Here is a 12,420-nt window from a genome sequence, read left to right as displayed (position 1 = left end):
GATTTTTAGCATTCACTTATACTCGATATTGCTCCTTTAGGCTTTGGTGTTTGTCAATATTGACAGCTATTAACTTGACTTTGCCCCCGGTTTGTAATTGCACATTACGTTCAACCTGAAATAGCGTTTTCTGCAATTTTGTTTTGACCGATCAGGGCCAGTTCGTGAAGTTTGTGCCGCCGCTTATAGTCTTGCTGTTTGCTGCGACGATGTCGGGCGTCTGGACGCTCGACACTAAGCGCAGGCATCTCTTGTTTTTCGGCCTCAGCTTTGGCTGTTTCGCCATGGGGCTTCTGGTTCCGATATCGGGGATCTCGGACAGTCTTGCCCTGACTTCGCCGATAGCAACGGCTCTCCATTTTATGGGCGGGTGGCTGCTTTGCGAAGGTGTGATGATGCGGATGGGCATGCGTTATTCGCGGGTGGCGCCCCGCCTGATCGGGCTCGGTCTCCTGGCGGCCATGGTCTTTTTCATCGCAAATGATACGGGTTACGCGCGCATTGCGCCTGCGGTGCACCTGTCGCTGGGCAGCCTGATGGCGGTGCTTTGCATTCAGGCGCGCGATCTCGCCTGTCGAAGCTCGATCGATCGCGTGCTGTTCGGTGCGTTGCTGCTGTTGACGGTGCATTTCTATGTGCAGGCTGGAATGGCGCTGGGCCTCCCCGATGAGATTGTGCAACCGTCTGAACTGATCCATACGCGCTACTGGCAGGGCGTCATGATATTCGGTTCCTTTGCGGGTGTGTTCGCCGGCCTTGTCCTCCTGGCGGTAACGACTTCCGATGTGGTGGAGGAATTGCAGGCGGAACGCGACACCGATCCGCTGACCGGCGTTCTCAACCGTCGCGGACTGGAACGCCGGGCGCGCATGCGTCTGGCCGAGGTCCAGCGCGGCGACCATGGGGTCATCATTGCCGATATCGACCACTTCAAATCGATCAATGATGCACTGGGCCATGCAACCGGCGATCAGGTTCTGGTCGAGTTCGCCCGCATCCTGCAAACCATAGCAGCCGAAACGACGATCGTCGGACGCATTGGCGGCGAAGAATTTGTTCTTCTGGTCCGCGGCGATGCCGAAACATGCGAGAGACTGGGCAATCTGCTTTGCGGGCGCGTGGCCCGGCATCAGTTCCTTATGCTGTCAGGCCGCCAGCTGACATGCAGCTTTGGTATCGCCATGGTGCGGGGCGGCGAAACCTTGTGGGAAACGGCGGCACGGGCCGATCTTGCGCTGATGCGGGGCAAGCATCGTGGACGCAATCGCGTTGCCGTGGAGGGGCTGGAGTTCCCCAGCGCCAAGCAAGGAGCATTGCTTCTGACAGGCTGAACCGGCGCATGGCGATCCGGTTTTCTTCATCCCGTAAAGGATTTGGTTACCATAATTGGCGATGCTGGAGATGACCTTCCAGTCACCGCCTTGCCATGTTGCGTTCGTCTTTTTGCCGGACTGACATGCAAGGCGGTGCAGTGAAAGTTGTTCTCCACTCGGATTTGTATCATGGCGTGTGTAACAGAAGTGTATGGCTCCGCGGTTCCGCGCGGCAAGGGCATCCGGCTTCCATTCGGTCTCAAGGGGTTTACGCGTGTTGCGGTGTTCGCCGCCACGGGCCTCGTAGCCGGAAGCTGGATGATGACCGCGCTCGGTACGCTGGAAAGGGTGGTGCCAGCCTTTGCACCTGTTGCCCCGGTCATGCGCCGTGTCTCCCTGAACGCACCGCAGGCGCTTGCCGTCGTCGACCACACGCTCGCACCGTCGGGGCGCATCAGGCAAGGCTTCATCGATGCCTACACCGCTGACACCGCTTATTCCAATCTTGACTGGCGCCGGAGCAAAAACGCGGACGGTGCGCCGATCATCGCCGACATCGGCCCGGATTCCGTCATCGAGGACAAGCCCGTCGATACGGCGTCCCTCATTGAACTGCGCGCTGATCGCGTTCGGCGCGAAGAGCCCGTTGTGGCGCGCGTTCAGCCACAGCAACCTGCTGCGGTGGCCGGTGCGACTGTGCTTGCCTATGCGCCGGTGCCTGCCGCATCGGACGCGGCAGCGGCTTTCAGCAAGATAGAACCGCTCTCGAAAGCCGAAGAAGTGGATGCGGCGGAGAAGCAGGCACATCTGCCCACCGGCCATGCCGTTCCTGTTCCGCAGCTCGCACCGGACCAGAACTCGGCTGTCGCCGCAGAAGACGGTGGCACTCAGGAAGCATTCCTGCCCGATGACGTGCCTCTGCCTGGTGCCAAGCCTTCGCTGCGCCGTTCCCGCATGCATGAAAAGACCGAACTCGCCTATGCGCCGGAAAGCGGCGCAACCGAGGAGCCGCGCCCCGGCCTGTTCAGCCCGCTTCTCAATCAGGCTTCGCGCAGCAAAGTTGCCATCTATGATATTTCCGCAGCCACCGTTTACCTGCCGAGCGGCGAGCGTCTGGAAGCCCATTCCGGCCTCGGTCCGATGCGTGACAATCCGCGCTACGTGAACCAGAAGAACCGCGGGCCCACACCGCCGCATACCTATGATCTGCGCATGCGCGAGGCGTTGTTCCACGGCGTCGAGGCGATCCGCCTCACGCCTGTCGATGGCAATAACCGCTACAATCGCGATGGGCTTCTGGCGCATACTTTCATGCTCGGACGCCGTGGGGATTCCAATGGCTGTGTGGTGTTCAAGGACTATCCGCGCTTCCTGCACGCCTTCAAGCGCGGCGAGTTCAACAAGCTGGTCGTCGTGACCCGGATGCAATCCTCCAAACCCGCCCGGATAGCATCGCTTTTCTGATAGATGGCCTGTTTCAGGACGATCTTTCGAATATCGGGGGGACACAAAGAAATGTGATCCCCGGTTTGTTGCGAGCGGGGCGAATTTGATAGATATCTTTCATCGAAACCGATGGGAGATTTTCATGAAACTTTATTACAAGGCTGGTGCCTGTTCGCTCGCACCCCACATTATCCTGAGCGAAGCAGGCCTGCCTTATGAGCTGGAAGCCGTGGACATCAAGGCCAAGAAGACGGCTGACGGCGAAGACTATTTCGCGATCAATCCGCGCGGCGCGGTTCCGGCGCTGGAAGTAAAGCCCGGCACTGTCATCACGCAGAACGCGGCAATTCTCCAATATATCGGCGACCATTCCGATGTTGCGGCATTCAAACCTGCCTATGGCACGATCGAACGCGCACGCCTGCAGGAAGCGCTGGGCTTCTGCTCGGATCTGCATGCGGCTTTCAGCGGCCTGTTCGCTCCCACCCTCACGGAAGAAGCGAAGGCGGGCGTCATTGCCAATATCAATCGTCGTCTGGGGCAGTTCGAAGCCATGCTGTCGGACAAGAATGCCTACTGGCTTGGCGATGATTTCACGCAGCCGGATGCCTATGCGTCTGTCATCATTGGCTGGGGCGTCGGACTGAAACTCGATTTAAGTGCCTATCCCAAGGCGCTGAAGCTGCGCGAACGCGTGTTGGCGCGCCCGAACGTGCAAAAGGCGTTCAAGGAAGAAGGCCTGAACTAAAATCAAAGCCGGAGGCCAAACCTCCGGCTTTTTAATTGCGGGTTTCGGATGCAGCAGTGTTTCGCTGCCTCGATCAGGACAGAAGGATTGATTTTGCAGCGCGTGCTCCCTCCGCGCGCGAGAAAAATGCACCATCCAGGCCTGAGATAAATCTCGAATATAATGTAGTTCTATAATATAAAACAAAGAACACCTGATTGACAATTGTAATAACTGCTCATAGCTTGGCATTGGTTGGAGCAGATTTACTTTATTGATGGCTGGCTCCTTCTTTGTTTAAGGTTCTATTAAAGGTTGTTCGAGGGGTCGTGATGAAGATAAAGTCTGCTGTCGGCGTATTGTCCGTTGCCTTTACTTTAAGTTTTCCTTTATTAGCGATCGCTTAAACATCTGCTGATGGCTCTGCCAAATCTGCGACTGCCTCAACGGATGATGGATTGGTCACCGTGTTCACGGCGCGGAAAATTGTGACGATGGATCCGGGCTGGCCCGAGGCAACGGCCGTCGCGGTGAAGGACGGAAAGATTCTCTCGGTAGGGACCCTGGACGACTTGAAGCCCTGGCTCGACAAGTATCCGCACAAGATCGACAAGCAGTTCCAGAATCGCGTCATCTATCCGGGGTTTGTCGAGGCCCATTCCCATCCTATCGTTGGCGCAACCTCATTGACCCGCCCGCCGTTGAGCTACTATCCGATGCTCAACCCTTATGGGCCAGCGTTTCCCGGTGTGAAGACGCGGCAGGAAGCGCTTGCCAAACTGGCGGAATATGTAGAGGCGTCGAAGGAGCCGAACGCCGATGTGCTGGCTTTTGGCTTCGACGTCGTGGCGATGGGTGGCCATCTCGACAAAAGCGAGCTCGACAAGATTTCAACCGTGAAGCCGATTTTTGTCTGGGATGCTTCCGAGCATTTCGTCTTCACCAACAGTGCCGCGATCAAGAAGCGGGGCCTCACGACCGAGGACGCCAAGAAGGTGTTGGGCATTGGGGTTGGCTCCGACGGCGAACTCAATGGAAAGTTCCTGGGTGAGCGCGCTGCTCAATATGTGCTCGCTCCAACCATCAACGCATTGCTAGCGCCGGATATCGCGCTGAAGAACGTCAAATATCTGTCTGACCTCTCCCAGCAGGCGGGTGTGACCACGATGTCCGACCTGGCGTTCGGGCTGATCAATATTCCACTTGAGCACCAGGTGCTGAAGTCTTCCTTCGATAGTTCGAAGGCCAATCAGCGCCTTGTCGTTGTGGTCGACGGGCATACTTTCGCGAGCACCTATGGCGACAATGCGATCGCCGAAGCAAACAAGCTGCGCGACTCGAGCAATGACAGGCTGATGTTCGAAGGGGTGAAATTCTTCTCCGATGATGGCCTTCTGAGCTTCAGCATGCAGATACAGAATCCGGGCTACATCCACTCCGACCGCTACAGCGGCCTCTTCATGTTTGACAAATTGTCCGACTTCGTCGCCGACATGAAGCCGTGGTGGGAGCAGAACTTCCACATCCACGTGCATACCAATGGCAACGCCGGAAACGAGGCGACCATCAATGCGCTGGATGCGCTGCAAAAGGATAAGCCGCGCTTCGATCACCGCTTCACCTTTGAACATTATGGTATTTCCACCCCCGAGCAGGCGCGGCGGGTGAGTGCCCTTGGCGGTGTGGTGAGCATCAACCCTTACTATGTCTACGAACGCGCGGACCTGAACGGACCTGAGTTCGGCACCGATCGGGCCAATACCGCTGCCCGGCTGAAGACGCTGACGGACGCAGGGGTCGTCGTGTCGCTTCACACCGACACGCCCGTTGCGCCGCCGCGTCCGCTGGAAGAAGTGTGGATCGCTGTGAATCGTATTGGTGCGATCTCAAAGAAGGTTCTGGCTCCGGCTGAGCGCATATCGGTGGACAAGGCGTTGCGCATGGTAACGATCGATGCCGCCTATACTCTTGGGATCGATGAGAAAGTCGGCAGCATCGAAGCTGGCAAGTTCGCAGACTTCGTGGTGCTGGGCGATGACCCTGCGACGGTTGCCCCGAAAGCCATCCGTGATGTGCCGGTTTTGGCAACGATACTTGGAGGTCGGGTGATCAGCACCAGCGATACCCGTAAGCCCGCCGAATAAGTTACATAAAACGAGGCCCAATCGGCGCGACGAGCGCGATTGGGCCCCCGATTTTGTGCAAGAGGGCTTTTTTGAAGTGGCGCCGTTCCGGTCAGAGGTGAGTTACTTCAAATAGCTCATGATTCTGCATCATCCTCTCCCCACGAAAATCAGGTAGAGATTCCGAACGAGCTCTCGCGGTATGTGAACTGCTGCGACATGCACGAACCACGGTCCGCCATAAGCGCAATTGCTTGTCACCTCTGGTCCCGGCCCCAGCGTGGGCTGTATTATCGATTTCCGCTTGGCTTGCGTGTTGTCGAACGAATGATGCTCGACCCAGCACGTCATTCCATATGAAACAATTTGTCGTTCAGTAAAGAAATTCGGCCCGGACTGCATGCACCGCCTTCGCATTGCGCACTTGTCGTAGAACAGGCCTCACCTCTTTGGGGCTCCAGAGCATACCTCAAAACCATTGGTTTCGAACGGCGTTTTACCATCATGCCACGCACAACCGCGCTGGCAGCCGGGAGAGGCTTGCACGGTCCCGTAACTCGGTTAGATAGTCCGGAGAACCAAGAACAAATTGCTCTTGCAGGCAATTTGTCCTTCTGATAAACGGGCCTCCGGTCCGCAGTTCACCTAGGCATCGCCGCCCTCTGGGCAAGCTAAACCTGCTTCTTTAGTTCCTTGACGCATCGACCACCTTGTTCGTGCCGCGTCGGAATGGCGATCACCGATCTCAATTTGACAGGCACGCCTCAAGGATCAGGGACCATGCCCAGGGAATTAATACCATTGCATGTCAATGACATTTCGGCTTTAGCGCGCAATATTCGTAGTGCCTATGCCGATCGCGAAAAACAGCCTTCTCACCTCGAAGTTTTGAATATTCTTGCAAAAAGTGCAGGATACAAAAACTTCCAGCACCTGCGAAGCGGTGCGAAAGAGCCTGTAAAGGAAGAAAAACACCCTGTTATCGACCGAGCGAGCGTGGAGCGTGTGGCCCGCTGCTTTGATAAGGATGGTGTTCTTACGCGCTTTCCAAGCAAACGTCCGGATCAGATATCGGTTCTATGGGTGCTTTGGTCTCGCTTGCCGGCCCGGACGAAACTGACGGAAGCCGAGGTGAACGCGCTTATGAAAGCGTGGCACAGTTTCGGAGATCACGCTTTGCTGCGTCGCGAGATCTGCGACGCCGGTTTGGTATCGAGGACACGGGATGGCCGTGTTTACATCCGCATGGAGCTGCCGATGCCGCCTCTGGCGCAAGCTATTGCCCGCCAGATCGCTGATAAATAACCCAACAGCCAATGTACTGACGAAAGCAGCTCTTGCTGCTGAGGATTGTCATGACCAAATTTGAGACCGGCTTTTTGCTCGGAAGAATTCCCTATATTCGCATGGGTGATCAAACTGATCCCCTGATCGTGATCAATGGCGGGCAAGGTTTTGTCCGCAAACACAGCTTTGACAGGATGATGCATGACGCAAAACGTGTCGCACGTATGCTGCCGCCAACACAGGGCTTTATCCTGATCGGCTACGATCAGCAGCTCGACACGAAAGCAACAACTGAGACAATCGTGTCAGACTATGAGCGCGCGATCAGAGAAATGAAGGTCCCGGCGTTTTCGCTCATGGGGATATCCTATGGCGGACTGCTGGCGACAAGGCTTGCGGCAGCGCGCGAAGGGTCGGTTAAGAAGCTGATTTTGGTGGCGAGCGCTCACAAGTTCAGCGAGAATGGCGAAATCAGGATAAACCGACAAATCCAGTTCGCCCAACAGGAGCAGTACTACGCGCTGATCAATGACTTTGCGGCAATATTCCGCAATCCCCTGCTGAATTTGTTACTGAAGATAAAGCTATGGGTGGACCGTAACAAACTTCCAGAAAAAATGAACTCCGGTGACGCTATTGTGCGGTATCTTCAATTGATAATGCAAGCTGAGCCAGTCGATCTGACTTCGATCAAAGCAAGGACATTGATTATCGGAGGGGAACTGGATCAGTTTTTTGGCGACGGCATGATGGAAGCCGCCCGAAATGGTATCATCGACGCTAAGCTGGAAGTTCTCGAGGGCCAAACTCACATGGCCCCGGTCGAATGCAGCCGATCGTTTCGACGTTTCCTGACGGAATTTCTCGATCAGTCTTGATCAGGGAACGCTATGAAGCCTGCATCTGCGGGCTTCATATCCAAGTCAGATTTTTTTACCTTTAGGGAAAACGTCACCGCAGAGACGATATCATCATCAAAATCGTCCGCTGTATCAAGATTGGCGCGGCACGTAGCCTGGTTGATGAGAATGGCGGAGAGAGAGGGATTCGAACCCTCGATACGGTTTCCCGTATACACGCGTTCCAGGCGTGCGCCTTCAACCACTCGGCCACCTCTCCGTCTGCCTTGCTGTCGGGAAACCGTGTCTCACGGCGAAAACTGACTGCAAACGTGACACCGCTTTTCGAAACAGGCGCTGGTTAATCGCCAACTAGCGGGTGCGGCGCGAATATAGCCAGAAAATGCATATGTTCAACAGCTATTTGCAAGTTTTTGCGTCTAAATCGCCGAACCTGTGCAAAGAGCGATACTGGCGCGATAAATGTCTGAAATCATTGAATCTTGTTGTGGTCGAGGAATTGTGTTCGAGCTTGGCTTTGAGTGTGGCAGGTTCTGTGTGCTATGCTTTAGCAACGTCAAAAAGACAAATCTTCGGCAGGCCGGGCTCAAAACCGGTGCCGTGAGCAGGGTAGGAATCCGGGGCTAAGAATCGTGATCCGATTTGTATTGCGTAGTTTTGCGGTTGTCTTTCTCGCTTTCGCGGTGATCTTCGCGGTCCTTGATGGTGCGCGCTCCGTTGGCGCGTCGCAGTTTATCGCCAAGCCGCTTTTATCCATGTGGTCACGCAACGCGCCCGAAACATTGGCCGATGCAGAAACCTTCGTGGCGCACTATATAGGGGCAGGAGCCTGGAATGCCGTCTGCGTTCCTTTGCTTGAGCAGCCGGGCTGGCTTCTTTTCGGCATTCTCGCCCTTTTATTCTATGCAATCGGTCATCGTCGAGAGCGCCCTTTGGGACGTTTCACCGCCCGATAATCAGGAGATGGAGACCATGAGTTTCTTGGACAGCTATCGCAAGAAGATGCAGATGCCCTCGACGGATGAGGCTTTGCCCGGGCGCGCGGCGGCGATCCCGACTGCCGCCACCCATTTCGTGAACGGGCGCCCGCTGAAAGGACCGTGGCCGGAAGACTACAAGCAGGTTCTTTTCGGGATGGGCTGCTTCTGGGGTGCCGAACGCCTGTTTTGGCAGGTGCCGGGCGTATATGTGACGGCGGTCGGTTATGCGGGCGGCATTACGCCCAACCCGACCTATGAGGAAACCTGCACAGGCCTCACCGGCCATGCGGAGGTCGTGCTGGTCGTCTACGATCCGAAGGTTGTGAGCCTTGACGAGTTGCTGACCCTCTTCTGGGAAGAGCACGATCCCACGCAGGGCATGCGACAAGGCAACGATATCGGCACGACCTACCGTTCGGTCATCTACACTTTCGACAAGGCGGATCGTGACGTGGCGGAAAAGAGCCGGGAAAACTATACGCAGGCGCTCGCCGCTCGCGGACTCGGCCCGATCACTACCGAAATCGAGGACGCGCCGGAGTTTTATTATGCCGAGGACTATCACCAGCAATATCTGGCGAAGAACCCGAACGGTTATTGCGGCTTGCGCGGCACTGGCGTGAGTTGCCCGATCCCGCTGGCACAATAAGCGGGCCGGTAATAAAAGATCGCGCGGTTCTTACCGCGCGATTTTCTTTTGCATGATCAGCATTCCTGCATAGTCGCCATCAAGCAGCTCGTAATCGCTCCAGCCGATCTGCCGGTAGAGATCCGGCTTGTTGGTGTAGAGATAGGCCTCTCCATAGCCATGTTGCCGGGCGGCGTCCTCAATTGCGCCGACAAGACCCTTGGCGATGCCTTTGCCGCGATGGCCGGGCGCAACGAACACGCTTGCCACCCAAGGCTTCAGATGCGGATGCGTTTCCAGATCGCTATGGATCAGGAGGGCAAGCCCGGCAGGTTCCCCGTTCCACAGCGCGACCCGCGCCGCCTGCCCATCGTCTTCACGGGAGATGTCTTAAAAGGCTTGTGCGGTCTCATCGAGGGTGGACCCGGTAAATTCACCCCATTCCGCATGGTTCCATGCGGCGCAGACGGTTACGAGATCGGGACGGTCGGCAAGCGGGACAATCTGAAGCATAATGTTCTACCAGTGCGGTGGTTTGGTGACCGGCACGTCCGGCGCGGTCTGCTCTTCCAGTTCCAGAAAGCGATCGGTCAGTGCGCCGAGCTTCTTGGAAAGCTGGTCGATGGTTTTCCATTGTTCGGCCAGAACGGATGACAATTCATCGATTGTCTTTTCCTGTTCGGCTACGCGAATTTCGAGCTCGGTCAGGCGTTGGTCCGGTGTCATGGCTGGCTTCCATCGGTCTTGAGGCTTTCTGGTCAGTGGATGTAACCGCTTTTGACCTGTATCGGAAGTACGCTATCACATCATTGCGTCAGCAGGAGTGCGCCATTCGATACTTCATAGTGACGCAGACGCTTCAGAAAACTCATGCCAAGCAGCGTATCCGAGAGCGCGTCGTCCCGCAGGACCATCGCGTCCACATTCTCCACGCGGATACGTCCGATTTCGATACTCGGCAGGATGGCATGTGCTGCAAGGGTTTCGCCATTGGCGGTCGAGACGCGATATCTGAAATCATCGGGTTTGAGCGACAGGCCGATGCGCCGCGCGGCATTTGCGTTGATTGCAACGACGCTTGCGCCGGTATCCACCATGGCGCGAAGGGTTTGACCGGCGATCCTGACGTCCGCGATGAAATGGCCGCGGCTGTCCGGCGTGATCTGTGCGCGGCGGCCGCTATAGGCAGTGGAGAGCGACGAAGAAGCGGATGAGGCTGTTGCGGCTGTGCTTGAACCGGCTTTCAGCTGCGGGCTGAATTTTTCAAACAGGAGCGGGAAGGCGATTGCCAGTCCCGCGAATACCAGAAGGATCGTAAAAGCCCGCGCCATGCTGCCCCCGTTTGGAGGCACGATAGCAGGCGCGGGTTAATGCTTACTTGGTGCCGTACATGCGGTCGCCGGCGTCGCCGAGCCCGGGAACGATATAGCCCTTTTCATCGAGGCGCTCATCGATGGACGCGGTAAACACGTCGACATCCGGATGGGCTTCGGTGAAACGCTTGATGCCTTCCGGCGCCGCCAGCAGGCAGAGGAAGCGGATATTGGTCGCGCCGCGTTCCTTCAGCTTGTCGATGGCTGCGATTGCCGAATGTCCGGTGGCCAGCATCGGGTCCACCACGATGATGAGGCGGTTTACGATGTCTTCGGGCGCCTTGAAGTAATATTCGACCGGCTGCAGCGTGTCGTGATCGCGATAAAGTCCGATATGGGCGACGCGGGCGGCAGGGACCAGATCGAGCATGCCTTCCAGAAGGCCGTTGCCGGCGCGCAGGATCGACGCGAAGACGAGCTTCTTGCCTTCGAGCACCGGTGCGTCCATCGGCATCAACGGCGTTTCGATGGGCATGGTGGTCAGTTCGAGATCGCGCGTCACTTCATAGCAGAGCAACAACGAGATTTCCTTCAGCAGCCGCCGGAAGCTGGCCGTGGACGTTTCCTTCTTGCGCATGATGGTAAGCTTGTGCTGGACAAGCGGATGGCTGACGACTGTAACGCCCATGATCTTTCCACTTTTCTTGTTATCTTTTTGACTTTAGCGGCAGTTTGCGCCGGAGAAAACGCGTGGCGAGCGCGCACGCACAGTTTTATGTCTCTTTGGCCATTTTTAAACGCTAACGCAAGACGGTTCGCAAGGTCCCTTCACAAAAGGGGTAGTGGAGGGCGGTCTCTGCTTGTATCGTCCAGCACAAGCTTTATATGCATTACGGAAATCGTTTTCGTCTTAATAATCAGAAGCAGGATGAGCTATGAGCCAGCAGAACGGCAATGCGGACCGCGTGGGCGCACAAGGCGGCATGGAGCATTCATTCGGTTTCAAGGCGGTTGACGAAAGCGAGAAGCAGGGTCTGGTCAACGACGTTTTCCATAAGGTCGCCAGCAAGTACGACGTGATGAACGATCTCATGTCGGCGGGCATGCACCGTGTCTGGAAAGATGCGATGATCGCATGGCTGGCGCCGTCGAAGCGCCCGGGCTGGACCTCGCTCGACGTTGCTGGCGGCACCGGCGATATCGCTTTCCGCATCGTCGAGGCTTCCGGCCGTCAGGCCCATGTCACCATTCTCGATATCAACGGCTCGATGCTGGGCGTCGGGCGTGAACGGGCGATCAAGAAGGGCCTTGCCGACAATCTCGAATTCGTCGAGGCCAATGCCGAAGAACTGCCTTTCCAGGACAACAGCTTCGATGCCTATACGATTGCTTTCGGCATTCGCAATGTGCCGCATATCGACAAGGCGCTGTCCGAAGCCTATCGTGTGTTGAAGCCGGGCGGTCGGTTCCTGTGCCTCGAATTCTCCGAGGTCGAACTGCCGGTTCTCGACAAGATTTATGACCAATGGTCGTTCCACGCTATTCCACGCATCGGCAAGATGATTACGGGCGACGCGGATTCCTACAGCTATCTGGTCGAGTCGATCCGCAAATTCCCCAAGCAGCAGGATTTTGCGACGATGATCGAGAAGGCTGGTTTCGAGCGGGTCAGCTATCGCAATTTCACCGGCGGCATTGCCGCGCTCCATTCCGGCTGGAAGCTTTGATCGTGCCTGTGATGAA

Annotated in this window: 14 protein-coding genes and 1 tRNA gene; 9 read left to right on the top strand and 6 right to left on the bottom strand. The window is 56.4% G+C overall.

Annotation, left to right across the window (positions count from 1 at the left end; all coding sequences use genetic code 11):
- Positions 1 to 164: 164 nt before the first annotated feature.
- The 6 genes from ABWW28_RS23910 to ABWW28_RS23885 all read left to right on the top strand — a co-directional run bounded on the left by ABWW28_RS23910 (position 165) and on the right by ABWW28_RS23885 (position 7,774).
- Entirely contained in the window at positions 165 to 1,331 is a 1,167-nt protein-coding gene (locus tag ABWW28_RS23910; protein WP_176026775.1) for a GGDEF domain-containing protein, read from the top strand.
- A gap of 171 nt (positions 1,332 to 1,502) precedes the next feature.
- Positions 1,503 to 2,777: a DUF2778 domain-containing protein gene (locus ABWW28_RS23905; RefSeq protein ID WP_112670438.1), complete on the top strand. Its 1,275-nt coding sequence runs from the start codon at positions 1,503 to 1,505 to the stop codon at positions 2,775 to 2,777.
- 124 nt (positions 2,778 to 2,901) lie between these two features.
- Positions 2,902 to 3,507, top strand: coding sequence for a glutathione transferase (gene gst / locus ABWW28_RS23900; RefSeq protein ID WP_006472201.1), 606 nt, complete (start codon positions 2,902 to 2,904; stop codon positions 3,505 to 3,507).
- Positions 3,508 to 3,953: 446 nt separating this feature from the next.
- Entirely contained in the window at positions 3,954 to 5,630 is a 1,677-nt protein-coding gene (locus ABWW28_RS23895; protein WP_353392571.1) for an amidohydrolase, read from the top strand.
- Between the two features lie 708 nt (positions 5,631 to 6,338).
- On the top strand, positions 6,339 to 6,914 hold the full coding sequence (locus ABWW28_RS23890) for a DUF2087 domain-containing protein (RefSeq protein ID WP_241084589.1): 576 nt from the start codon (positions 6,339 to 6,341) through the stop codon (positions 6,912 to 6,914).
- Between the two features lie 50 nt (positions 6,915 to 6,964).
- Positions 6,965 to 7,774, top strand: coding sequence for an alpha/beta fold hydrolase (locus tag ABWW28_RS23885; RefSeq protein ID WP_021587141.1), 810 nt, complete (start codon positions 6,965 to 6,967; stop codon positions 7,772 to 7,774).
- 151 nt (positions 7,775 to 7,925) lie between these two features.
- On the opposite strand, the gene ABWW28_RS23880 is transcribed toward ABWW28_RS23885, so the two are convergent.
- Positions 7,926 to 8,015 (bottom strand) — tRNA-Ser (locus tag ABWW28_RS23880).
- A gap of 373 nt (positions 8,016 to 8,388) precedes the next feature.
- Here ABWW28_RS23880 and ABWW28_RS23875 point away from each other — a divergent pair.
- Together ABWW28_RS23875 and msrA are read left to right on the top strand one after the other, a co-directional pair.
- Positions 8,389 to 8,712 (top strand): hypothetical protein, encoded by a 324-nt coding sequence (locus ABWW28_RS23875; RefSeq protein WP_025090776.1) that lies wholly within the window; start codon positions 8,389 to 8,391, stop codon positions 8,710 to 8,712.
- A 16-nt stretch (positions 8,713 to 8,728) separates the two neighbouring features.
- Positions 8,729 to 9,385, top strand: coding sequence for a peptide-methionine (S)-S-oxide reductase MsrA (gene msrA / locus ABWW28_RS23870; RefSeq protein ID WP_021587139.1), 657 nt, complete (start codon positions 8,729 to 8,731; stop codon positions 9,383 to 9,385).
- A gap of 30 nt (positions 9,386 to 9,415) precedes the next feature.
- Here the strand turns inward: msrA and ABWW28_RS23865 are convergent, their stop codons facing one another.
- From ABWW28_RS23865 to upp, 5 genes are all read right to left on the bottom strand, one after another.
- Positions 9,416 to 9,751, bottom strand: coding sequence for a GNAT family N-acetyltransferase (locus tag ABWW28_RS23865; protein WP_313011854.1), 336 nt, complete (start codon positions 9,749 to 9,751; stop codon positions 9,416 to 9,418).
- Positions 9,752 to 9,754: 3 nt separating this feature from the next.
- On the bottom strand, positions 9,755 to 9,877 hold the full coding sequence (locus ABWW28_RS23860) for a hypothetical protein (RefSeq protein ID WP_280514286.1): 123 nt from the start codon (positions 9,875 to 9,877) through the stop codon (positions 9,755 to 9,757).
- Between the two features lie 6 nt (positions 9,878 to 9,883).
- On the bottom strand, positions 9,884 to 10,090 hold the full coding sequence (locus ABWW28_RS23855; protein WP_021587137.1) for a SlyX family protein: 207 nt from the start codon (positions 10,088 to 10,090) through the stop codon (positions 9,884 to 9,886).
- Positions 10,091 to 10,170: 80 nt separating this feature from the next.
- Positions 10,171 to 10,695, bottom strand: a complete 525-nt coding sequence (locus tag ABWW28_RS23850) for a retropepsin-like aspartic protease family protein (RefSeq protein WP_021587136.1) — start codon at positions 10,693 to 10,695, stop codon at positions 10,171 to 10,173.
- A gap of 43 nt (positions 10,696 to 10,738) precedes the next feature.
- Positions 10,739 to 11,365, bottom strand: coding sequence for a uracil phosphoribosyltransferase (upp, locus tag ABWW28_RS23845; protein WP_006467614.1), 627 nt, complete (start codon positions 11,363 to 11,365; stop codon positions 10,739 to 10,741).
- Positions 11,366 to 11,612: 247 nt separating this feature from the next.
- Between upp and ubiE the strand changes: the two genes are divergently transcribed.
- Complete coding sequence (gene ubiE / locus ABWW28_RS23840; RefSeq protein WP_021587135.1) at positions 11,613 to 12,404, top strand: bifunctional demethylmenaquinone methyltransferase/2-methoxy-6-polyprenyl-1,4-benzoquinol methylase UbiE; 792 nt, start codon at positions 11,613 to 11,615, stop codon at positions 12,402 to 12,404.
- Positions 12,405 to 12,420 lie beyond the last annotated feature (16 nt).

This window comes from Brucella sp. NBRC 14130 (assembly GCF_040371715.1).
Taxonomy (GTDB): Bacteria; Pseudomonadota; Alphaproteobacteria; order Rhizobiales; family Rhizobiaceae; genus Brucella; species Brucella intermedia.
Note: the sequence above shows the minus strand (reverse complement) of the source record. Positions and strands in the feature narration are given on the sequence as shown.

What these genes read in the sequence shown, in the direction of transcription:
- ABWW28_RS23905 (WP_112670438.1), top strand. Translation starts at nt 1,503, where the DNA reads ATGGCGTGTGTAACAGAAGTGTATGGCTCCGCGGTTCCGCGCGGCAAG.
- gst (WP_006472201.1), top strand. Translation starts at nt 2,902, where the DNA reads ATGAAACTTTATTACAAGGCTGGTGCCTGTTCGCTCGCACCCCACATT.
- ABWW28_RS23890 (WP_241084589.1), top strand. Translation starts at nt 6,339, where the DNA reads ATGGCGATCACCGATCTCAATTTGACAGGCACGCCTCAAGGATCAGGG.
- ABWW28_RS23885 (WP_021587141.1), top strand. Translation starts at nt 6,965, where the DNA reads ATGACCAAATTTGAGACCGGCTTTTTGCTCGGAAGAATTCCCTATATT.
- msrA (WP_021587139.1), top strand. Translation starts at nt 8,729, where the DNA reads ATGAGTTTCTTGGACAGCTATCGCAAGAAGATGCAGATGCCCTCGACG.
- ABWW28_RS23860 (WP_280514286.1), bottom strand. Translation starts at nt 9,877, where the DNA reads ATGCTTCAGATTGTCCCGCTTGCCGACCGTCCCGATCTCGTAACCGTC.
- ABWW28_RS23855 (WP_021587137.1), bottom strand. Translation starts at nt 10,090, where the DNA reads ATGACACCGGACCAACGCCTGACCGAGCTCGAAATTCGCGTAGCCGAA.
- ABWW28_RS23850 (WP_021587136.1), bottom strand. Translation starts at nt 10,695, where the DNA reads ATGGCGCGGGCTTTTACGATCCTTCTGGTATTCGCGGGACTGGCAATC.
- upp (WP_006467614.1), bottom strand. Translation starts at nt 11,365, where the DNA reads ATGGGCGTTACAGTCGTCAGCCATCCGCTTGTCCAGCACAAGCTTACC.
- ubiE (WP_021587135.1), top strand. Translation starts at nt 11,613, where the DNA reads ATGAGCCAGCAGAACGGCAATGCGGACCGCGTGGGCGCACAAGGCGGC.